Origin of the sequence: Dysgonomonas sp. ZJ709 (assembly GCF_011039195.1) — a bacterium.
GTDB lineage: Bacteria > Bacteroidota > Bacteroidia > Bacteroidales > Dysgonomonadaceae > Dysgonomonas.
The window spans coordinates 1-23,294 of record NZ_JAAKEM010000019.1 but is presented as its reverse complement, the minus strand read 5'-3'; the positions used below and the strand labels follow the sequence as shown (position 1 = coordinate 23,294).

Annotated in this window: 21 protein-coding genes and 1 rRNA gene; 13 read left to right on the top strand and 9 right to left on the bottom strand. The window is 37.5% G+C overall.

Annotated elements, in window-relative coordinates; all coding sequences use genetic code 11:
• Positions 1-4: 4 nt before the first annotated feature.
• The 3 genes from G7Y56_RS12895 to rsmG all read left to right on the top strand — a co-directional run bounded on the left by G7Y56_RS12895 (position 5) and on the right by rsmG (position 3,930).
• The gene (locus G7Y56_RS12895; RefSeq protein WP_165044048.1) at positions 5-2,221 is read left to right on the top strand and encodes a DUF4838 domain-containing protein; all 2,217 of its coding nucleotides are present in this window, start codon (positions 5-7) and stop codon (positions 2,219-2,221) included.
• Between the two features lie 240 nt (positions 2,222-2,461).
• A complete protein-coding gene (locus G7Y56_RS12890; RefSeq protein WP_165044046.1) occupies positions 2,462-3,307 on the top strand; it encodes an RsiV family protein in 846 nt (281 codons plus the stop codon).
• Positions 3,308-3,309: 2 nt separating this feature from the next.
• Entirely contained in the window at positions 3,310-3,930 is a 621-nt protein-coding gene (gene rsmG, locus G7Y56_RS12885) for a 16S rRNA (guanine(527)-N(7))-methyltransferase RsmG (RefSeq protein ID WP_165044044.1), read from the top strand.
• A gap of 93 nt (positions 3,931-4,023) precedes the next feature.
• On the opposite strand, the gene G7Y56_RS12880 is transcribed toward rsmG, so the two are convergent.
• Positions 4,024-4,749 carry a prolyl oligopeptidase family serine peptidase gene (locus G7Y56_RS12880; protein WP_165044042.1) on the bottom strand — a complete coding sequence of 242 codons (726 nt, stop codon included), beginning with the start codon at positions 4,747-4,749 and terminating at the stop codon, positions 4,024-4,026.
• A gap of 270 nt (positions 4,750-5,019) precedes the next feature.
• Between G7Y56_RS12880 and G7Y56_RS12875 the strand changes: the two genes are divergently transcribed.
• The 7 genes from G7Y56_RS12875 to G7Y56_RS12845 all read left to right on the top strand — a co-directional run bounded on the left by G7Y56_RS12875 (position 5,020) and on the right by G7Y56_RS12845 (position 12,950).
• A complete protein-coding gene (locus G7Y56_RS12875; protein WP_185153939.1) occupies positions 5,020-5,670 on the top strand; it encodes an NAD(P)-dependent oxidoreductase in 651 nt (216 codons plus the stop codon).
• A gap of 273 nt (positions 5,671-5,943) precedes the next feature.
• Positions 5,944-6,585 carry an MBL fold metallo-hydrolase gene (locus G7Y56_RS12870; RefSeq protein WP_165044040.1) on the top strand — a complete coding sequence of 214 codons (642 nt, stop codon included), beginning with the start codon at positions 5,944-5,946 and terminating at the stop codon, positions 6,583-6,585.
• Positions 6,586-6,603: 18 nt separating this feature from the next.
• Positions 6,604-9,456 (top strand): aminomethyl-transferring glycine dehydrogenase, encoded by a 2,853-nt coding sequence (gcvP, locus tag G7Y56_RS12865; RefSeq protein ID WP_165044038.1) that lies wholly within the window; start codon positions 6,604-6,606, stop codon positions 9,454-9,456.
• Positions 9,457-9,547: 91 nt separating this feature from the next.
• Positions 9,548-9,868, top strand: coding sequence for a heavy-metal-associated domain-containing protein (locus G7Y56_RS12860; protein WP_165024874.1), 321 nt, complete (start codon positions 9,548-9,550; stop codon positions 9,866-9,868).
• Positions 9,869-9,870: 2 nt separating this feature from the next.
• Complete coding sequence (locus G7Y56_RS12855) at positions 9,871-10,320, top strand: copper resistance protein NlpE (RefSeq protein ID WP_165024872.1); 450 nt, start codon at positions 9,871-9,873, stop codon at positions 10,318-10,320.
• An 87-nt stretch (positions 10,321-10,407) separates the two neighbouring features.
• On the top strand, positions 10,408-11,190 hold the full coding sequence (locus G7Y56_RS12850) for a carbonic anhydrase family protein (protein WP_165044036.1): 783 nt from the start codon (positions 10,408-10,410) through the stop codon (positions 11,188-11,190).
• A gap of 92 nt (positions 11,191-11,282) precedes the next feature.
• A complete protein-coding gene (locus tag G7Y56_RS12845; protein ID WP_165044034.1) occupies positions 11,283-12,950 on the top strand; it encodes a nucleoside kinase in 1,668 nt (555 codons plus the stop codon).
• A 63-nt stretch (positions 12,951-13,013) separates the two neighbouring features.
• On the opposite strand, the gene rnc is transcribed toward G7Y56_RS12845, so the two are convergent.
• The 3 genes from rnc to G7Y56_RS12830 are packed head-to-tail and all read right to left on the bottom strand — an operon-like array spanning position 13,014 to position 15,359.
• Positions 13,014-13,808 carry a ribonuclease III gene (gene rnc, locus G7Y56_RS12840; RefSeq protein WP_165025005.1) on the bottom strand — a complete coding sequence of 265 codons (795 nt, stop codon included), beginning with the start codon at positions 13,806-13,808 and terminating at the stop codon, positions 13,014-13,016.
• A gap of 30 nt (positions 13,809-13,838) precedes the next feature.
• Positions 13,839-15,101, bottom strand: a complete 1,263-nt coding sequence (fabF, locus tag G7Y56_RS12835) for a beta-ketoacyl-ACP synthase II (RefSeq protein WP_165024866.1) — start codon at positions 15,099-15,101, stop codon at positions 13,839-13,841.
• A 21-nt stretch (positions 15,102-15,122) separates the two neighbouring features.
• Positions 15,123-15,359, bottom strand: coding sequence for an acyl carrier protein (locus G7Y56_RS12830; protein WP_165024864.1), 237 nt, complete (start codon positions 15,357-15,359; stop codon positions 15,123-15,125).
• A gap of 154 nt (positions 15,360-15,513) precedes the next feature.
• Here G7Y56_RS12830 and G7Y56_RS12825 point away from each other — a divergent pair, with 154 nt between their 5' ends.
• Positions 15,514-16,089 carry a phosphoribosylglycinamide formyltransferase gene (locus tag G7Y56_RS12825; protein ID WP_165044032.1) on the top strand — a complete coding sequence of 192 codons (576 nt, stop codon included), beginning with the start codon at positions 15,514-15,516 and terminating at the stop codon, positions 16,087-16,089.
• Here the strand turns inward: G7Y56_RS12825 and G7Y56_RS12820 are convergent.
• Positions 16,086-17,012, bottom strand: a complete 927-nt coding sequence (locus G7Y56_RS12820; protein WP_165044030.1) for a hypothetical protein — start codon at positions 17,010-17,012, stop codon at positions 16,086-16,088. The two genes, G7Y56_RS12825 and G7Y56_RS12820, sit on opposite strands and share 4 nt — an antisense overlap.
• 212 nt (positions 17,013-17,224) lie before the next feature.
• Between G7Y56_RS12820 and G7Y56_RS12815 the strand changes: the two genes are divergently transcribed.
• Together G7Y56_RS12815 and G7Y56_RS12810 are read left to right on the top strand one after the other, a co-directional pair.
• Complete coding sequence (locus G7Y56_RS12815) at positions 17,225-18,865, top strand: fumarate hydratase (protein WP_165044028.1); 1,641 nt, start codon at positions 17,225-17,227, stop codon at positions 18,863-18,865.
• A gap of 157 nt (positions 18,866-19,022) precedes the next feature.
• Positions 19,023-20,429 (top strand): hypothetical protein, encoded by a 1,407-nt coding sequence (locus G7Y56_RS12810; protein WP_165044026.1) that lies wholly within the window; start codon positions 19,023-19,025, stop codon positions 20,427-20,429.
• 19 nt (positions 20,430-20,448) lie between these two features.
• On the opposite strand, the gene pdxB is transcribed toward G7Y56_RS12810, so the two are convergent.
• The 4 genes from pdxB to rrf all read right to left on the bottom strand — a co-directional run.
• The gene (gene pdxB / locus G7Y56_RS12805; protein ID WP_165044025.1) at positions 20,449-21,558 is read right to left on the bottom strand and encodes a 4-phosphoerythronate dehydrogenase PdxB; all 1,110 of its coding nucleotides are present in this window, start codon (positions 21,556-21,558) and stop codon (positions 20,449-20,451) included.
• Complete coding sequence (locus G7Y56_RS12800) at positions 21,539-22,234, bottom strand: ABC transporter ATP-binding protein (protein ID WP_165044023.1); 696 nt, start codon at positions 22,232-22,234, stop codon at positions 21,539-21,541. Before G7Y56_RS12800 ends, pdxB begins: the two co-directional genes overlap by 20 nt.
• Positions 22,235-22,315: 81 nt before the next feature.
• Positions 22,316-22,822: a ferritin gene (locus G7Y56_RS12795; protein ID WP_165044021.1), complete on the bottom strand. Its 507-nt coding sequence runs from the start codon at positions 22,820-22,822 to the stop codon at positions 22,316-22,318.
• 385 nt (positions 22,823-23,207) lie between these two features.
• Positions 23,208-23,294: ribosomal RNA gene (rrf, locus tag G7Y56_RS12790) — 5S ribosomal RNA — on the bottom strand; the annotation flags it as partial.

Genomic DNA, 23,294 nt, shown 5'->3' with positions numbered 1-23,294 from the left:
TAAAATGAAAAACAGATTTACTCTACTGGCTATTTGTTATGCCATTTGTTTATTCAGTTATGCTCAGATAGCAATTGTAAAAGATGGAAAACCCCAGTCCCGCATTGTAGTCAACGAAAAAGACAGCATCGATATGCAAGCTGCAAAGCTGATGCAGAACTTCTCAGAGAAGATAACGGGTGCAAAGTTGGAAATTGTATCAAATAATAATAAGATTAAAAAAGGCGATATATTAATCGGTGACTTTCAGCTACCGACAAGCGACATCGATCAGTCAAAAATTACAGAAGATGGTTTTATACTCTCCACCAAAGATGGCTATATACGTGTAGCAGGCAATAAAGGCAAGGGCACAATATACGGAGTAGTAACGCTTCTCGAAGACTATTTTGGCATTCGTTACTTTGCAGAAAACACATATAGCCTCAACAAGAGTAAAGATATGATTGTAGATAGTAACATTCACAGAATTGACAATCCCTCGTTTCGATATCGTCAGACACAGTCGTACAGCCTAAAAAATGACCCTGTCTATAAATTATGGCACAGACTTGAACAACCAAACGAAGTATTTGCCGATAATCTATGGGTACATACATTCAACCATTTACTTCCCGCTTCCGAATTTGGAGAGAAACACCCCGAATATTACTCATTCATAAACGGTCAGCGCAGGCCCGGAACAGCTAGCCAATGGTGTCTGACAAACCCCGAAGTTTTTGATATCGTATCACATCGCTTAGATTCCATATTCAAGAAGAACCCTGATAAGAACATAATTTCAGTCAGTCAGAACGATAGTCAGACACATTGCTATTGTGATGCTTGTAAAGCAATAGACGAAAAAGAAGGAAGCCCATCGGGAACAATCATCTATTTTCTGAATAAGCTCGCCGAACGTTTCCCCGATAAAGAATTCTCTACACTTGCTTACCTATATTCTGTTCCGCCTCCGAAGCATATTAAACCGTTACCCAATGTAAACATTATGTTATGTGACATCGATTGTTATAGGGAGGTTACATTACCCGAAAACCCTTCGGGACAAGCTTTTGTAAAAGATATGGAAGGATGGGCAAAGATCACCAATAATATATTTGTTTGGGACTATGGTATTAACTTCGATAATTATGTGTCGCCTTTTCCTAATTTCCACATACTGCAACCCAATATGCAGTTATTCAAGAAAAATGGAGCGACAATGCATTTCTCACAAATAGCCAGTATCAGAGGTGGGGATTTTTCCGAACTTCGCAGCTATGTAGTAGCTAAGCTATTATGGAACGTAGATGCCGATGTGGATGCAATTATACAATCTTTCCTCGAAGGATATTATGGCAAAGAGGCTGCCCCATACCTGTACGAATATATGAAAACTCAGCAGGGCGCTCTTATCGGCAGCAATATACCCCTTTGGATATACGACACTCCAGTAACACACAAATCGGGTATGCTAAACGATGCCATGATGAGACGTTACAAAGCTCTTTTCGACAAAGCAGAGCAAGCTGTGGCTGCAAATCCGACCTATCTCGACAGAGTGAGAATGGCGCGTCTGCCGATCCAATATGCAGAATTAGAAATAGCTCGTACCAAACCGATTGAAGACACTGAAAGTTTAAAAACGAAACTGGCTCTATTTCGTAAACGGGCAGCAGATTTCGGCGTAACCAGCCTTAATGAACGTAATAATACAGTCGAAGAATATTGCGATTTATACATACAACGCAATTTGTCTCACGATAAAAAAAGTCTGGCACAAGGGGCTAAGATAGATTTCATTGTTCCGGCAAATGCCCCTTACGATAAAATTGCCGGCACAGCATTAACCGATGGTTTATATGGTGGCGCCACTTTCAACGAGGCTTGGGTAGGCTGGTTGAAAGATGCAGAATTTATTATCGATCTGGGAGAAACAAAACAGATAACAAGTGTTGAAGGAGATTTTCTTCATAAGCTAGGTGCATGGATTCTGCTACCTAAGAGCATGACAGCTTATACATCTACCAACAATAAAGATTTCACTTTAATGGGGCATGTAGATATACCCGAAGATCGGGATATTGAAGTAAAATATGTAAATATTGCAGTAAAATCGGAAAAAGCCATAAGTACCCGCTATATAAAAGTAAAAATCGGAACAATCGGATTATGTCCGCCATGGCATTACGGAGTAGGAAATCCTGCCTGGTACTTCCTCGATGAAATTACAGTGTATTAAATAAAACCACTCAAAATTGGATATATAATTACAGGCTGTTTTCTACTGCGACAACAGCCTGTAATTATTTATAAAATAGAGCATAACAATAAGTTACACAGCAATCAAACCATACTATTTATATAAAATCTAAATAATTACCACACCCTTTCAAAAAAAAAGGTTTGAATTCCCTAAACCTCAAGGGGGGTATTCTTGTTTTTATAGTATATTTGTACCTCCAAAACTATTAAGATGGTCATGAAAAATTTATTTCTTAATTCTACTTTTTCTATTTTGGGAGTTATTCTCCTACTTTCTTCTTGTACAAAAAAGGGAAATCACGAAGCCAATCTGATAGCGTTCGACACGATTAACGTGGCGAGGGTATACCATCTTGACAATGATTCTACAAAACCATCTTGCTCGTTGAAGATTGACTATATCTACCCCAATCAGTTTGAGAATGCAGATGTACTTGCCAAAATTCAGCAAGAATTGAACTTTGTATTTATGGAAGGAGATGTTTACGAAACACTTACGCCTATAGATGCTGTTAATAAATACGTCAACGACTATATAACAAACTACAAAGAAGAAGTAGAGTCTCAATTTGGGAACTGGGAAGAATCGGGAGAAACTGAAGATTACTTTTCATTCTACAAGACGCTTAGCAGCGAGATACTGTTTAATGAAGCAAACATTCTTTCTTATCAGATAAAAATGATGGATTATAAAGGTGGTGCTAACTCATCTACTTTATATCAAAATATAGTATTCGATCTCAATACAGGAAATGTTATTAAAGAACAGGATATATTTTCTCCCAACTACAAAAAATTACTGAATACATTACTTATTAACAAGATAGTCGCTCAAAACAAAGTACAAAAACCGGAAGACTTGCTTGAATTTGGATACTATGGTATAGAAGATCTTACATCCAATGGCAATTTCTATGTAGATAATAAAGGTATTACCTATATATACAATCAGAGAGAAATAGCAGCTCCATCTTTGGGCGAAATCCGTATATTTATTTCTTACAACGAAATAGAAAATCTATTGAGCGAAAATTCACCGATATCAGTCCTTTCCGGAAAATAACTATGGATATAATCTTAAAATACTTTCCTCATATCAGCGAGGAACAAAAAAGACAGTTTGCGGCACTATACGATTTGTATGTTGACTGGAATTCTAAAATCAATGTAATCTCGCGAAAAGATATTGAGAATTTATATACTCACCATGTTCTACATTCTTTGGCTATAGCTAAACTCATTAAGTTTACCGATGGTACAAAAATAATGGATGTTGGTACAGGCGGAGGCTTCCCCGGAGTACCTTTAGCTATACTGTTTCCTAAGTGTCAGTTTTTGTTAGTAGATAGTATTGGTAAGAAAATACGAGTAGCTACCGAAGTATCGGAAGCCATCGGATTGAAAAACATACAATTCCGTCATTGCCGTGCCGAAGAAGAAAAAGGACTGTTCGACTTTGTAGTCAGCCGTGCTGTAATGCCTTTGCCTGATTTAGTGAAAATTATCCGCAAAAACATTTCGAAAGAGCAGAAGAATGCCATCCCAAATGGATTGATCTGTTTGAAAGGCGGCAACCTCGACGCAGAAATGAAGCCGTTTAAGAAAAGTGCCGAAGCAGACGATCTCACAATGTATTTTGAAGAAGAATACTTCGAGACTAAGAAAATCGTTTACGTCCTCATTTAATTAAACATCGTATATAGCAACTCATTTTAAGCCGCTCTAATCCCTCCCAGAAGGGCTACTTACTTGGATGGGTAACAACTCGATCTGAAAACTTTAGTCAGAACTTGCCGCATTTATTTGTGGTTTGTCCGATCGACTTTGCTTAAGCATCCACTCATACATCTGAGGATATTTCTCATAAAGATACTGTATCCCATGCCCTTCGCCTTTTAATTTTGTAAACTTAATCTCCCCTTTACATTCAGACAGAGCATCTACAATACGTTCTGTTTCAGAGATAGGTATTTTATCGTCGGCTGTTCCATGAAATGTCCATATTGGAGTGTCTTTAAGATTACAAACACGGGGCATATCACTATCATTACAACCTCCACACAACGGCACTATTGCAGCAAATTTATCAGGATAATCCATCGCAACTATATAAGTGCCATATCCTCCCATGCTTATACCAGTGAGATAAACTCTGTTAATATCAATGCGATACTCGGCTAGTATTTTTGTATATAGTGGCTCAAACCAATCTTCTGATGACCAATATTTATTATCAGGGCATTGAGGTGAAACTATAATAAAATCGAAATCGTTTCCCTGATCCACCAAATAAGGCAATCCATACTCTTTCAGCTTATTTAAATCGTTTCCTTTCTGCGAACCTCCATGAAGGTAGATTACGAGAGGGTAATTTTTGGTTTGTTCAGAATAGTCTTTAGGCAGATACAGCAGATAATTGTAATTTGCTTTGGGCTTCGGCTGTGAATAGATATACCCACAAAAATAAAAAGTAAATAGTAAAAATAAGTATATCCTTGTGCTCATCAAGAAGTCAATTATAAATAAGATCTGCAAAGATATTATTTTATTATTAAAGCACCTGTTGATGAGAAAAGAACTACCGAACCTTCGCCGACATGGAATTGTTATAAACAAAGAGGGTAAATTCAGAAACAATACTCGGTAATATACTAGCGGCTCCCAATCAGATAAGCTGTGCAGTTTTAGCTGATTTAAGTAATAAGTTTCAATAATATTTTTCGCCAAAACAGTAACAAAATAAAATATAGATTACAAATTTAAGTAATAAAGATTATGAAAGTAGCATTACTAGGAGCAACAGGATTCGTAGGTTCACACCTATTACAAGAACTATTATCGAGAGGTTATGAGGTAACTGCAATTGCCCGTTCGGCAGAAAAGATTCCCGTAAAAGACGGAAAGCCAAAAACAATAAGCGCAGATGTTACCGATCCGAAGGCTTTAGCCAAGGCAATAAAAGGAAATGACATTGTACTTAGCGCATTCAACGCAGGATGGTCAAACCCGAATATTTATGACGATTTCATGAAAGGATCGCAGGCGATACAAGCAGCAGTAAAAGCAGCGGGAGTAAAACGCTATCTTGTTATCGGCGGTGCAGGCAGTTTATTCATAAACGGCAATCAAATAGTAGATGGTAAAGACTTTCCGGCCGAAATAAAAGGCGGAGCTACAGCTGCGAGGGATTATCTGAACTTACTGAAAAAAGAAACTGAACTGGACTGGACAGTATTCTCTCCTGCAATTGAGATGCATTCTGGTATTAAAACAGGTCGCACAGGCAAATACCGCACTGAAACAGAAAGCCCCGTTTTCGACAGCAACGGACATTCTAAATTATCAGTAGAAGATTTAGCGGTGGCAGTAGTAGACGAAATAGAAAACCATAAGTTTTCTCGTCAAAGATTTACTGCCGGATATTAAGACCGAAAAATTCGTAGCAACATATAAGTGGGTCTTTCATAAGCAAATGCACATTATCTAAGTGTTACTCTCTTTTGTCATTCTGAACGAAGTGAAGAATCCCCACTCTTGATAAGAGATTCTTCACTTCGTTCAGAATGATAAAATCACACGAAGAATTACTTGTGACACTCTCTCTTTTTCTATAAAATCATTTAAAAGAAATAGCCTCGGATAGAAAAAATTGTATCTTTAATCTTATATTTCAAACCCGATAAAAATAGAATAATAAATATGATTGTAAGAACATTCGAATTCAATCCAATAAGCGAAAATACATACATAGCTTACGACGAAACCAACGAGTGCGTGGTAATCGATCCGGGATGTTTCTATCCCGATGAAAAAGCAGAGCTATTCAATTTCATTACCGATAAAGAGCTTATAGTAAAACATCTCATTAATACACATCTTCATTTCGATCATGTATTCGGCAGCAGTTTTGTAGAAGAGCAATTTCAGATAAAAACGGAAGCCAACAAAAATGATGAATTCTTATTGGAGCAAATGCCAAAACAATTGCAAATGTTTGGCTTTAAAGATGCGAATACCAAAGCCCCTCAAATAGGAAAATATCTTAAAGAAAATGATGTAATCACATTCGGAAAACAACGAATGATTGTATTAGAAGTACCCGGACATTCTCCCGGTAGTGTAGTATTCTACAATCAGGATGCAGGATGTATATTTGTGGGAGATGTACTATTCAGAGGCAGTGTCGGACGAACCGATCTGGCCGGAGGTAGCCATATTCAGTTGATTACAGGCATCAAACAAAAACTATTAACGTTACCCTACGAGACTATTGTATATCCCGGACATGGACCGACAACTACAATAGGATACGAAGCGAAGAATAACCCATATCTACAATAAATAAAAACACAAAAAATTATGGAGACCGAAAAATTCCAGTATCGTCACATTGGTATCAATGCCGAAGATCAAAAGCTAATGTTGGCTAAAATCGGTGTAAAATCGATTGACGAACTGATAGACCAAACCATTCCTCAAAACATCAGGTTACAAGGAAAATTGAATTTGCCGGAAGCACTAAGTGAGCATGAATATGCCGAAGAAATGGCGCTCATGGCATCTAAAAACAGAATAAGTGCATCATATATAGGAATGGGCTGGTACGATACCGTTGCTCCTGCTCCTATCATCCGCAATGTATTTGAGAATCCGGTATGGTACACATCATACACACCATACCAAGCCGAAATATCGCAAGGACGGCTGGAAGCTTTGATGAACTTTCAAACAATGGTGAGTGATCTGACAGGATTACCGTTATCGAACAGCTCGTTGCTAGACGAATCGACAGCAGGAGCTGAAGCCGTAACAATGATGTATGCATTACGCAGCCGCGATCAGATTAAAAACGGAGCAAACAAAGTATTTGTAGACCAATATATTTTCCCTCAAACTCTTGCTGTTATAGAAACACGCATGAAACCGCAAGGAATAGAGGTGGTAATAGGTAGTTACAGAGAAATAGCATTAGACAATAGTTATTTCGCTGCCGTAATACAATATCCTAACTCGAATGGAAGCGTTGAAGATTATGCCGCTTTCACCGAAAAAGCACACAGTGCCGATTGTAAAGTTGCTGTTGCCACAGATCTTATGGCATTAGCCCTACTTACACCTCCGGGAGATTGGGGAGCAGATATCGCATTCGGTAGCAGCCAACGATTTGGTATACCAATGTTTTACGGTGGACCATCGGCAGGATTTTTCGCTACGAAAGAAGAATATAAACGTAACATTCCGGGACGTATCATAGGTGTATCGAAAGATGCTTATGGAAAAGCAGCCTATCGCATGGCTCTTCAAACCCGCGAACAACATATCAAAAGAGAGAAAGCGACATCTAATATATGTACTGCACAAGCATTACTAGCAACAATGGCAGGATTTTATGCAGTATATCACGGACCGAAAGGCTTAGAAAATATTGCAAAACGTATCCATTCTGCAACCGCTCTTATCAGCGATGAACTAAAAGAGTTGGGTTATATTTGCGAGAACGAGCAATACTTCGACACATTGAAAGTTGCACTTCCTGATGGAATAACACAGGACATGATTCATGATATGGCCGAAATGCGCGATATCAATCTAAGATATTTTACAACAGGCGAAATAGGAATCAGCATAGACGAAACTATCACCGAATATAAAGCGCACGAACTTCTTGCTGTTTTCGCTATGGCAAAAGGCAGAATGGAAGTATTTATGATAGACGATCTTCCTGAAAAATGTATTATAAAGGAGCAATTTATCCGTAAAAGCAGTTATCTGCAACACGAGGTGTATAATTTATACCATACCGAAACTGAACTGATGCGCTATATAAAACGCCTCGACAGAAAAGATATATCTCTGGCACATTCCATGATTTCGTTAGGCTCATGTACAATGAAACTGAATGCAGCATCGGAGCTATTGCCATTGTCGTTAGGTGGATTTCAAAACATCCATCCTTTTGCACCCGAGTCTCAAACACAGGGGTACACCGAACTAATAGGCGAACTGAAAGAATATCTCAAAGAAATAACAGGATTTGCTGATGTAAGCTTCCAGCCTAATTCGGGCGCAGCCGGAGAATATGCAGGGCTAATGACCATCCGCACATACCTTGAAAGTATAGGAGAAGGACATCGCAGTATTATATTGATACCGGCTTCGGCACATGGAACCAATCCGGCATCAGCAATTCAAGCAGGATACGAGACTGTAACAATTGCCTGCGACGAACTGGGCAATGTCAATATGGAAGATCTTGTTTCGAAAGCAGAGTTACACAAATCCGATCTTGCCGGCTGTATGATTACATACCCGTCTACACATGGAATTTTCGAGAAAGAAATAAAAGAAATGTGCAAGGTTGTACACGACAATGGCGGACAAGTATATATGGACGGTGCAAATATGAATGCTCAGGTAGGTCTTACCAATCCGGGCTTTATAGGAGCAGATGTATGCCATCTTAATCTACACAAAACATTTGCCATACCACATGGTGGCGGTGGTCCGGGCGAAGGTCCTATCTGCGTTGCAGAACATTTAGTTCCGTTCCTGCCACACCATCCACAGACAGACGGCAGCACGCTCAATACTGTTGCTTCTGCCCCTTATGGCAGCGCAGGCATCCTCCCTATCACATACGGTTATATTCGCATGATGGGAGCTGACGGACTGACAAATGCAACAAAAACAGCAATACTAAATGCTAATTATCTGGCTGAAGCCTTAAAAGATACTTATGGTATTGTTTATAGAGGAACAACGGGCAGAGTCGGTCACGAACTGATACTGGAATGCCGAAACGTAAAAGAAACATCGGGCATCACAGAGAGTGACATCGCAAAACGCCTTATGGACTACGGCTACCATGCTCCTACCCTTTCGTTTCCGGTACATGGTACACTGATGATAGAACCAACCGAAAGTGAAAGCCTTGCAGAGCTAAATCGCTTCATCGAAACTATGAATCAGATTTGGGAGGAAATAAAAGAGGTGGAAAATGGCGTTTACAGCAAAGAAGACAATGTTTTAATAAATGCACCACATCCCGAATATGAGATATGCGCAGATGAATGGAAACATGCATACCCACGCTCAAAAGCAGCGTATCCACTTGATTTTGTGAAGAATAACAAATTTTGGATAAATGTTGCCCGCATCGATAATGCGTATGGCGACCGCAATTTGATCAGTTGCCTTTGCGATATGGGATAATTTTTTCTTAAAATTAACATTTTAATCTAAACAGAATAGCGTTGTAAATCGTTTACTATGGAACGATAACTATTAAATTTAAAGTTAAGTTATGAATATTAAGATTTTTTCATTAGTTCTCACCCTCTTATTAACAATCGGAGGAGTATCTTTTGCCCAAGACAAAAAGAATAAGAAAGACGATAAGGAGATCGTTCTTTTCGATGTCTCTATGCATTGCGATAATTGTAAAAAGCGTATCGAAAAAAATATTGCTTACGAAAAAGGGGTAACAGATATGAGTGTTGATTTACCGAATAAAACAGTAGAGATTGAATACAAGAAAGACAAGACATCGGTAGAAAAACTTCAGACAGCTATTGAGAAATTGGGCTATGAAGTCACTGTACATAACAACGAAGAAACAGAATGAAGATGAAGAAGCTATTAATTTTACCCTTAGCTATGCTAGTTTTATATAGCTGTGGAAACTCCTCCAAAACATCAGAGCAGGAAGTAGCATCAGTAGATGAATTTTCGAAAATTGCTAAAAACATGAATGATGAACATAATGCCAAGAATTCACTTGACATTATAGGAACGTACAAAGGGACATTGCCTACAGCTAGTGGCGAAGGAATGCAAGTTGTAATAACTCTTAACGACAATGCATTTACGAAAACTACTACATACATAGGAAAAAAAGATAGCACTAGTGAAGAGAAAGGTAATTTCAGCTGGAATGTCGAAGGTAATACAATTACACTCGATGGTATTGATTCTCCTAATCAATACTTCGTTGGAGAAAACACTCTTATTCAACTAGACATGGAAGGGAATAGGATAGTAGGAAACTTAGCAGATAAGTATGTTTTAAGGAAATAAGTTATTTACAATCTTAATGTTCAAAGCTTCTTTATAAAAATAGTTACGATTCGCAGATTAATAAACAAATAAACAACAGAGAAATTTATGAAAAGAAATGTTATTTTATTGACAGGAGCAGCAAGTTTGCTATCCCTATCACTACTTTTTAGCTCATGTAATAGCAAAGAAAAGGAAGTAGTTGCAACACCTGTAGATACAACTGCAACTGCAACTGAGATCGCAAATGACCAGATCTTAACAAGCACTGTATTGACAAAAGCTGATCAAGACAAACTTACTCCACAAGATGTATTGAATAGTCTTAAAAAAGGAAACGAAGAGTTTACATCTGACAATCTAACTGTGAGAAACAATTCAGTTAGAGTAAGAGAAGCTTCATTAGGTCAATTCCCTAAAGTAGCTATCCTATCATGTCTTGACTCTCGTGTACCGGTAGAAGATGTTTTCCATCTTGGTATTGGTGATGCTTTCGTTGGTAGAGTTGCCGGTAACATCGCAAACGACGACCTTATCGGTAGTCTTGAGTTTGCAACTAAAGTATCTGGTGCTAAACTAATCGTTGTATTAGGTCACGAACATTGTGGAGCTGTAATGGCAGCTATCGACGGTGTAGAACTAGGTAACATCACAGGATTACTTAACAAAATCAAACCTGCTGTAGATGGTGCTAAAGCAAAATTCGACGGTGACAAAACATCTGCAAACCCAGCTTTCGTAGAAGCAGTTTGTGATCACAACGTAGAACTTGCAATCAACCAAATCAGAACTAAGAGCCCTATCATTAAAGAAATGGAGAGCAAAGGTGAAGTTAAAATTGTAGGTGGTGTTTATGACATGACAACTGGAAAAGTAAGCTTCATGGAGTAATGTACTCATGAACTTTAAATAAAAAAACTAATTGGAGGATGTCTGCCTAAAGCAACATCCTCTTTTTTCACTAAAACTAAGACACTGAATTTATGAATGACAGAATTACGATTTACTGTACAAACAACAACACTCGTACCGATTTCCCGGCAGGAATCAGTCTTCTTGAGATTCTTAAAGAACTTAATATCGAATCAAAATATCCGATAATAAACGCGAAAGTAAACAACAAGACAGAACCTCTCGATTATAAAGCTTATAATAACAAAACCGTAAAATTCATTAGTATCAATGAATCATCGGGCATGAGAACATATGTACGCTCACTATGCTTCTTATTAGCCAAAGCGGTATCCGAAGTATTACCTAATGCCGAGCTAAATATAGAACATCCGATTTCGTTAGGATATTTCTGTAAGATCATAGGTAATGGCATTTTAGGAATTAAAGATATAGAGGCCATAAAAGCCAAAATGAAAGAATATGTTGCTGCCGATCTACCATTCGAAGGTGTGGAGGAAGAAACATCCAGAGTTGTAGAATTATTCAGGGCACAAGGATTTGAAGATAAGGCACTACTTCTGGAAACATCAGGAGCACTCTATTCTAAATATTACAGACTGGGAGATTCTATAGATTATTTCTATGGTTGCCTGGCTCCATCGACAAAGTATATAAATATATTCGATCTCGAACTTTATCATGACGGATTGCTACTTCGTGTACCAAACAGAAGTAACCCCGTAGAATTAGAACCGGTTATTGACCAAGCCAAAATGTTTAATGTATATGGGGAGCAATTAAAGTTTCTCAACATAATAGGGCTAAGCAATGTCGGTGATCTCAACCAAGCTAACCAAAAGCATAGAATGCCGGATATTATAAAAGTATCTGAGGCGTTACAAGAAAAAACAATTGCAAATATTGCAGGAAAAATAGCAGCAAGAGTAGATAGCGGCCTACGTATCGTTCTTATTTCGGGACCGTCATCGTCCGGTAAAACAACTTTCCGCATGCGTCTGGAAGTACAACTGATGGTCAATTTATTAAAACCGGTTGGCTTATCTCTCGACAACTATTTTGTAAATAGAGAAAAAACACCTCTTGACGAAGATGGAGGCTACGACTACGAATCGCTGCATGCCCTTGACATTGCCCAATTTAATGAAGATTTGGAGCGTTTATTAACAGGTGAAAAAGTTAAACTACCTACTTACAATTTCACAACAGGAAAAAGAGAATACAAAGGTGATGAACTACAATTGGAGGAAGACAACATTCTGGTTATAGAAGGAATACACGGCTTAAATCCGGACTTGACTGTAAATATACCGGACGAACAAAAATTCAAAGTTTATGTTTCGGCTCTGACCACCATTTCACTGGATAATCATAACTGGATACCAACTACTGATAACAGATTGCTTCGCCGTTTGATACGCGACTACCGTTACCGCAACTATTCGGCTATCGATACACTATCACGCTGGCAAAGTGTTCGCAAAGGTGAGGAGAAATGGATTTTCCCTTATCAGGAGAATGCCGATGTGATGTTCAACTCGGCTATGATATACGAGCTTGCAGCTTTACGCCGCTATGCCGAGCCTATACTTACACAAGTACCAAACAATGCCCCCGAATATGCAGAAGCACATCGTCTATTGAAATTTTTAGGGTATTTCAATTACATCAGCGATAGAGAACTGCCCCCAACATCTCTTTTGAGAGAGTTTTTAGGAGGAAGTAGTTTTAAATATTGATTAAACGAAAAGGAGGAAAGTTTTAGCTTTCCTCCTTTTTTATTTCATCTATCATAGAATCCTCTATGACTCTTCAACTTCTACATTTTTAGATTCCATCAAGCTTTCTACATGACTTTTATGTTTATTCATTATGTAGTGTATGAATTCAGAATCATTTTTCAATCGCGCCATAGCCATTTGAGCGGCCTTCTGCTGTGATTCTTTTTTTGAATAGCCTGTTCCCTCACCAACTGTCTCGTGAAGTATCCTGACCACCGTCTTGAAGATCGGCGTATTGTTCTCATCTACGAAGCTATCAACTAAGTCGAAACTCACGGCAATCTTTTCTTTCTGACTCCACTCTATCAATCGTGATTTAAAGTTACCTTCCGATTCGGCGACAGTATCTATATTTAGAAATTGCTGGATCAAACGTTCATAAACAAACTGTTTAGCCATCCTATATCCCTGATCAAGATAAATAGCACCAATCAATGCTTCCAGAGCATTTCCATACATGTGTGTATTGGGTGTAGTACTACGGGCAGATGTCTTGATGAGTTTATCGATACCCAATTCGAGTGCAAGTTTGTTTAAAGTTTCACGCTGAACTATTTTAGAGCGCATGTTGGTAAGAAAGCCTTCTTTCTTATACTCAAATTCTTTGAATACAATATCAGCCACTATAGCATCGAGAATCGCATCACCTAAGAACTCAAGGCGTTCATTATTTATCCAACGCCCATCCTTCATCTTTATCGAAGAAGACTTATGCAAAAGCGCTTGTTCATAGAGCGTTATATTGTACGGGGTAAAGTTTAGTATCCTATAAAAAGAAACATAAGGCTCCTTCCCTCTTTTAGGAAGAAGCCTCATACTTCGATATAGTTTTTTAAGCACTTCTACTTATTTTTTAAACTTCTTAATGATTACGCAAGCATTATGTCCACCAAAACCAAACGTGTTAGAAAGAGCAGCATTAACAACTCTCTTCTGAGCTTTGTTGAATGTAAGGTTTAACTTATAATCAATGTCAGCATCTTCATCACCTTCTGTGTAGTTGATTGTAGGAGGAACTATGTCGTTCTGTACAGCTAGTACGCAGAACATAGCTTCTATTGCTCCGGCAGCACCTAACAAGTGACCGGTCATTGATTTTGTAGAACTAATGTTTAGTTTGTAGGCGTGATCACCAAATACATCTTTAATTGCTTTGATTTCAGAAGGGTCTCCTACCGGTGTAGATGTACCGTGTACATTTACATAGTCAAGCTCTTCGGGCTTCATATTAGCATCTTCAAGTGCATTTCTCATAACAAGTTTAGCTCCTAATCCTTCGGGGTGCGATGCTGTTAAATGGTAAGCGTCGGCAGACATTCCACCTCCAACTACTTCCGCATAAATTTTAGCACCACGAGCAATTGCATGCTCCATTTCTTCAAGGATTAAACAAGCAGCTCCTTCACCCATTACGAACCCATCGCGACTAGCGCTAAACGGACGTGATGCTGATTCGGGAGATTCGTTACGGGTCGATAATGCAGTCATTGCATTAAAACCACCAACTCCGGCCGGAGTAATTGCAGCTTCGGCACCACCCACTACCATAGCATCGGCTTTACCCAAACGGATAAGATCGAATGCTGTAATAGCACTGTTGGTCGACGAGGCACATGCAGATACTGTTCCGAAATTAGGTCCACGTAAACCATGTCTAATAGAAATATGTCCTGCTGCAATATCAGAAATCATCTTAGGAATAAAGAACGGATTGAATTTAGGACCCATATCTTCGTGAGTATAGTAGTATGCAACTTCCTCTTCGAAAGTTTTAATACCACCGATACCTGCCGAGAATATAACTCCGACTCTATCTTTGTTCACCTTTTCAAAATCGAAATTCGAATCGGCTATCGCTTCCTCTGATGCTGCGATTGCAAGTAATGTATATCTATCACACTTGCGAGCTTCTTTTCTATCCAAATAAACAGACGGATCGAAATCTTTAACTTCACAAGCGAATTGCGTTTTAAATTTAGACGCATCAAAATGAGTAATAGGTCCGGCACCACTCACTCCATTGATAGCATTGTTCCACGTAGTGGCTACATTGTTACCAATAGGGCTTATCGACCCCAGACCTGTTACTACTACTCTTTTTAACTCCATAAGTAATTATTGGAAAAAAGATTATTTTGCATTTGCTTCAATATAAGAGACAGCGTCTCCTACTGTAGCGATTTTTTCAGTTTGATCATCTGGAATAGAAATACCAAATTCTTTTTCAAATTCCATGATTAATTCTACTGTGTCAAGTGAATCAGCTCCTAAATCATTTGTAAAGCTGGCAGTATTTGTTACTTCAGATTCTTCTACGCCTAACTTATCAACAATAATTGCTTTCACTTTTGATGCTACTTCCGACATAATTCTTAGTTTTAATTAATAATAAATTTTTTATTTCTAATTTTGTCGATGCAAAGTAACAGTTTTTTATACATACGAAACAAATATTTCATTGATAAAATAGTTAAAACTGCACATTATTTTTATTTCTGTGCAGACAACATTAAACACGTTTATGACAAAAATAGCCATTTTCGCCTCAGGATCAGGAACTAACGCTGAGAATATTGCTAAATATTTCGAAGGAAACAGTAATATAGAAATCTCTCTTATTGTATCTAATAAAAAAGATGCATTCGTACACGAGCGAGCCAAAACGCTTGGTATAGAATCCGTTACATTCTCTAAAAATGAATTTGAGAACACAAATGAAGTAGTTAATTATCTAAGAGATAAGCATATCGACTTCATTGTTCTTGCCGGATTTTTGTTAAAAGTACCGGATAATATACTTAAGGCTTATCCTAACAAAATTGTGAATATACACCCTGCTCTACTACCCAAGCACGGAGGTAAAGGTATGTATGGAGATAATGTACACAAAGCCGTTGTTCAGGCAGGCGACACAGAATCGGGAATAACTATACATTATATAAATGAAAACTATGACGAAGGTGGTGTTATCTTCCAGGCAAAATGCCAAGTGGGCAAGGATGACACTTATGAAGATGTCGCAAAAAAAGTGCATATATTAGAATATACGCACTTCCCTATTATTATCGAAAGCATTCTTAAGGATAAAAACGGTTAATCGTTTTTATCCTGTTCAGCTTTCTGTTTTCTATTTTCTTTGATTCTCCGGACAGACTTTTTAGGCTCGTCCTTCTTCTCTACTTCTATTTTTATCTTTTCGCCTTTATCGCTTTTTACTTCTTCTACCTTAATTTCGGTTCTTTGAGCCGGTTTGATCGTCTCACCATCTTGACCTATTTTCCGAGGGGCAGAATCTATCTCTTTAGATTTATTTTTGTTGGAAGGCGAAACCTTTATCAAATCGTCAATTAGTACCGGCTCCTCAATTGGAGACATTTCCTCTTCTGATGGGTAATATTCAGCTCCGACAAATAAACTTTCAGCAACTTCAGGCAGGACTTGAACCCAAATTTCACCATTGGGATTACCCGAAAGCGTATTAGTTGCCTTTACTGTACGGCTTAACACATCGGCAGGACGCAAGAAATCGATAAAAACAGGATCAACCTCTATCCCGTTTATATAGTAAGTTGGCCTGTCGCCAAACTTAGCATACAATTCAGCTAATTTAAGAGCCGTGGATTCCGCCAATATACTATCGGCAAGACTAGTAGCCACAACTTCTTTTTTTCGCTTCATCCTTTCTACTTGTGATGCTCGAAAACCTAAAGATTCATTTACTGTTATATTTGCGGTATGCTCTCTAGCTACTTTATCCAATAGTTTATTAACATCCAGGGCTGCTTCTTCAAGAGATTGATATTTAGTATCCATTTCTAAGAATACTTGCTCTTCTTTAAATCTTTTATCTCTATTTAGAAACCTGGCCTTTTCTCCTTGTAAACCACTACTTAGGTTATTCACAAGAACGGTTGTATCACCCGTACTAAGGATGATCTTCGTTTTCCCTATCTGAGCCATAGCCCAGACCGGAATCAAAAGCATTATGCATACTAAAAATATGTTTCTGCTTGTATTCATTTGTGCTTAATTCTTTTATATTCATTTGCCACCAACACGTATGGTCGCTATATACAACGCAAATATACAAGTTTTTTAGTAAAGACATTTACTCATAACCAAAATTAGTATAAGAAACAGCGATTTACTACTTTTTAAATAAGTGAGGTATATTGACTCAAAGGGATATTTTCATTACATTTGTGGTATAAAATATCAACTAAAACAACATCATGGCAACACCTCCATTCAAGTATCAGGACACGTTCCCGATGGGAAAAGACACGACCGAGTATTACTTATTATCGAAAGATTATGTATCAACAAGTCGTTTCGAAGGACAAGAAATTCTGAAAGTAGAACCGGAAGCTTTAACATTATTATCGCAACATGCTTTTCATAATGTTGAATTTCTTCTTCGCCCCGAACATCAGGCACAAGTAGCGAAAATCTTATCAGACCCTGAAGCCAGCGACAATGACAAATTTGTGGCACTTACTTTCCTTCGCAATTCTGAGATTTCGGCTAAAGGTATTTTACCTTTCTGCCAAGACACAGGTACAGCAATCATCATGGGTAAGAAAGGACAAAACGTTTGGACAGGTGGCAATGACGAAGAAGCTCTATCTAAAGGCGTATACAACACTTTTACCGAAGACAATCTGCGCTATTCGCAGAATGCACCGTTAGATATGTATAAGGAAGTAAACACAGGAACAAATCTTCCTGCGCAAATAGACCTTTATGCAATAAACGGAAACGAATATAAATTTCTTTTTGTAGCTAAAGGAGGCGGTTCTGCGAACAAAACATATCTGTACCAAGAAACTAAAGCATTGCTTACTCCGGGAAAACTAGAGAAATTTCTGATCGAGAAAATGAAATCGTTAGGCACAGCTGCCTGCCCTCCTTATCATATTGCATTCGCTATCGGTGGCACTTCTGCCGAATCGAATCTTAAGGTGGTGAAACTTGCTTCTACCAAATATTATGACAATCTGCCAACCGAAGGCAACGAAGGCGGACAAGCATTCCGTGATATAGAAATGGAAAACAAATTACTAAAAGCTGCTCAAGAACTTGGTCTTGGAGCTCAATTTGGAGGTAAGTTCTTTGCTCACGATGTACGCGTTGTACGTTTGCCTCGCCATGGTGCTTCTTGCCCTGTAGGCATGGGAGTATCTTGTTCGGCTGACCGTAATATCAAAGGAAAAATCAACAAAGATGGTGTTTGGTTAGAAAAAATGGAAGATAATCCGACACGTCTTATCCCTGCAGAACTGCGTGAAGCAGGAGAAGGAGGCGGTGTAAAAATCGACCTTAACCGACCAATGGACGAGATTTTAGCCGAACTTACAAAATATCCGGTATCGACTCGTTTGTCTCTTACCGGAACAATCATTGTAGGTCGCGATATAGCCCATGCTAAACTTCAAGAAAGAATAGACAATGGCGAAGGTCTTCCACAATATATAAAGGATCATCCTATCTATTATGCAGGTCCTGCTAAGACTCCGAAAGGATATGCCAGCGGATCGATGGGACCGACTACTGCGGGGCGCATGGACTCTTATGTAGACTCATTTCAATCGCATGGTGGCAGTTTAATTATGATCGCCAAAGGAAACCGAAGCCAACAAGTTACGGATGCTTGTCATAAGCATGGCGGATTCTATTTAGGTAGCATCGGTGGGCCTGCTGCTATTCTGGCACAGACTAATATCAAAAGCCTTGAATGTCTGGAATATCCTGAATTGGGTATGGAGGCTATCTGGAAAATAGAGGTAGAAGATTTCCCTGCATTCATTCTGGTAGATGATAAAGGGAATGATTTCTTTCAACAAATAAAACCGACTAATTGTACGTCTTGCTAAGAAACAGTTTTCTATAAATAAAAAAAGCTCCAAGTTTTGGAGCTTTTTTTATTTTACAAGTTAGTACACAATATTTAATTAACTTTAATTAACCTTAAACCAAACACAATATATATAAATATTCATATTTTTATCAAATATTTAAATCTATGAAACCATGAAAAAAATACATTTATTGTGCATTTTCGCACTAATATTCACAATATCGTGTTCCAGCGATAACGATCAGGAAGATCTTATAATCCCGGGGCAACCCAAAAATGGAGAAATACAACTCATTTATGATGCAAGCTCATTTTCGACTTTTTCCGGCTTCAGTATACAAGCCAAGGATATAACAATCGATTGGGGTGACGGGGAAATACAACAGCTACCGGGATCCACTTCTTCGACAGAACTGACTCATGAATATAAAAACTCCAAAACGTATACGATCTCAATTAAAGCTATAGATATCCAATCCCTAGCTGATAATGGAGATGTTTATAGTGATTTATCAGAACTTTCGACTATCAAAGGCTTGTATATCGGTGAAAGCATAGAAATAGGAGACGTTAAACTCATCAGTAATGGATTAGAAAAAATACAAATACCATCTAACTCTAAAATCCGATATTTAAGAATGGATGTCAACAGCGAATTTAATTTTGAACAACTCAACAACTGCCTGTTATCATCCGTAAGCCTTGATTTGTGGACTAATATTGGAAGTATAAACCTGAATAATAACAACATACTGGGTCTAACTGTAAGATTTATTGATCTGATAACTATTGAAAAATTAGACTTGAAAGCATGCAAAAACCTTAATTATTTACATATATCAAATTACAATCCGATCGATATACAAAATACTAAAAGAGCTGAAATAAAAGACATCCAATTACAGGAGTTATCTAGCCTTAAAACATTGAAAATAATAAATATAACAATAGAAAAACTAGATTTAAGTACCATTACATCATTATACACATTATCCTTAACTAATATTGAAACCAAAGAACCTATAAATTTAGGAGAAGGTGCACAGGATATGGCAATAACAGAATTCAACCAAATTCAAAATCGCATTACTTCTCTAGATATCAGCAAATGTAAAAATTTATCAACATTAAAACTAGGTAACCTACAAGCTCTTAAGAGCATTAAATTTGGAGGTATAAAAAATCTAATTATTGTTGAAATAGGTTTATGTGACAAACTAAAATCACTTGATTGCCAAGACTTATCAGATCTATTCCTTCTAAGCTATATAGCCAGAAATAAGCAAGATGCTTTAGAATCATTAAATATAGAAAACGCTACTAATTTGGAGATTTTACGTATCTCCGGTACAAATCTGACTACAATTACATCAGGAAACAATCATCAGCTTCACGAGGTATCACTCTATCATAATAATATGGGAGAAAGTACCCTAATAGACTTTATAAATAAACTGGATGACACGCCACTATCAGGTCCGAAAAGAGAATTGAAGCTTTTCGGGAATACAGGTTATACTACCAAGGTTCAGAATAGTGCGAAACAACTGAATAACTGGAGTCTGATCGATCCAGAATAAAAATATTGAAAAGGCATCATTATCTGAATCCTAATTCCTTTAACAATATCCGCTCATCTTCTGACGCGTTTACAACAGCGTATGCTTTATATTCGCGTCGAAGTGGGTATTCGTTCCTTAATTGTTTAAAAGCGTCCGGTGCAGCAATTAAACGCCCGAAATCACCCATTGGTGTATATGTTTCCAATATCGCATCGTAAACTCGATTGTCAGAAGTTGGATAAGTAGCTAAGTCTATAAGCAGATTTATTGGTTCAGGTTCTTTTATTGCTGAAATCGGCTCTTTACTTAACTGATAGAAATCGGCTATAGATTCTAACGACATACGTGTGGCATTTGCCTTTCCATCGGCAGAATAGCCTGCTATATGGGGAGTGGCAATATCTACTGAATTCATATATTCAAGATCAATAGTCGGTTCCTTTTCCCAGCAATCTATTATAGCACCCGATATCTCACCCAGCTTAATTGCATTTTTGATAGCCTCTGTATCAATTATACCGCCACGTGCTGAGTTAATTATAATAGGTTTTTTCCTTAGAGATACGAAAAAGTCTTTATCTGCTAAATGATACGTTTTATAGCTTCCATTCTTAGTTAGCGGAGTATGGAAGGTTATTATATCTGCTTCCTGCTGAATAGTTTCGAGACTTACAAAACTATTATCATTTTCTATTGCTTGTCTTAGTGGGTCATTAAGTAAAACTTTCATACCTAATAAACGACAAGCTTTTGCAACCTTCTTGCCCACATTACCGACACCTACTATACCGATTGTTTTGTCTCTCAGATCGAATCCTTTCTTGCGTGAAATAGTGATCAACGACGAAACAATATATTGCTGTACCGAGCCTGAATTACATCCCGGTGCATTCTTCCATATAATATCATGAGCATCGCAATAATCTGTATCAATGTGATCGTAACCGATAGTCGCCGAACAGATTAATTTCACATTGGTACCTTTCAACATTTTTTCATCGAAATGAGTAACAGTTCGTACTATAAGTACATCAGCATCTTTGATACTATCATGTGTAAAATCAGAGCCGGCAAGGTATTCTACTGTGCCATAATTCTCTGCTACGCCTTTTAAGAAAGGAATATTTTTATCTGCTATTATTTTCATTGATCAACTGGTGAAAAGTTTCTTGTATAGATTCTATCGTATCGATATCCTGATCCGCAACAACTAGGCCTTTATCCATAAGTATAAAGCGTGAGCAGATATCTTTTACTTCTTGTAATATATGAGTCGAAAAAATGATCATTTTCTCTTTTGATAATTCGACAAATAAATTATTCAGACTTTCTCGCTGATTAGGATCTAATCCGCTTGTTGCTTCGTCAAGAATGAGAAACATGGGGTCATGCACCAAAACCTGTGCAATGCCTACACGTTGTCTATTACCTTTCGACAAAGTTTTTATCTTCTTCTTATATTCTTTCTGTAAGCCGGTTTGCTCTATAACGGAAGATACTTTATCTTTCTCTACTTTATAAATATCAGCGACGTATTGGAGGTATTCCCTCACATACATATCTTCATATAAAGGATTATCTTCAGAAAGATAGCCTATATGTTTTCTTATTTCAAAAGTATCGATAAATACATCTTTTCCTTTATAGGTTATCTCACCTTTATCAGGATGAATGATTGCTGCCAAAATCTTCATTAAAGTCGATTTTCCTGCACCATTTACACCTAATAGCCCGACAATATTCCCCCTATCTAATGTAAAACTCACATCAGATAATGCTTTAATACTGCCGTATGATTTTGATATGTTATCGACTTTCAGCAATGTTCTTCTGCTTTTGATTATTTATTATATAAAAAATCACTCCGGAAAACTTCTGGAGTGATTCTAGTATAGTATATCCAATTACTCAGCAATTGGAGAATAAGCACGACCTTGTAATTCTTTATCAAGGGTATAAATACCAAAGCCATTATCCTTGATCAATTTCAAAGAATCTATAAAACTTGTAGCAGTAGCTTCTTCTTCTACTTGCTCGTCTATAAACCATTTCAATAGACTTTCGGTAGCATAATCTTTTTCTTCCTTAGCCAAAGATACAAGATCATTAATAAGACCTGTTACGACTTTTTCATGTTTCAAGGTATCTTCAAAAGCATCTAACGGCGATTTCCATGACAATGGAACTTCTGCCACAGGTTTTAATTCAACCTTGCCACCTCTTTCTATAATATATTTGAAAAATTTCATCGCATGATCTTGTTCCTCTTTGAATTGAATCTCGAACCAATTTGCAAATCCTGGTTTTCCCTCTGCTGCAAAGTGAGCTGACATTGATAAATATAGGTATGCTGACCATAATTCAGCATTGATTTGCGCATTTAATGCATCTTCTAATTTCTTACTTAACATAATAATGATATTTATTTTGTTTTACAATTCTTGTTAATACTCTCTAATCTGACATCGTTTTCTCACAAAACATACTATCAGAAAATACTTTGATGATTTAACAAAGATATAATACAATAATGAAAGAGCATTATTTAAGAGTGTAAATTATGATAAAAAATACTGATATGCTTATTCACGCTTTTTATCTATCCCTATCTATAGTCTAAAATTTCAGTTTCACTTTAGTTTGCGTTGTATGAGGGGTATTAGTATTATATTTTCGTATGTAGTGTATGGTGTTTAGGTTCTTTTGTTATGTATTAGTTTTATGTTTTCGTGAGTAGTGTATTGTATATAACGAATAAGCGCCTGTAGTATTTCTACTAGAGGCGCTCTTGCTTAAAGACGGCGGTAACCTACTCTCCCACATAATTGCAGTACCATCGGCACGATTGGGCTTAACTTCTCTGTTCGGAATGGGAAGAGGTGG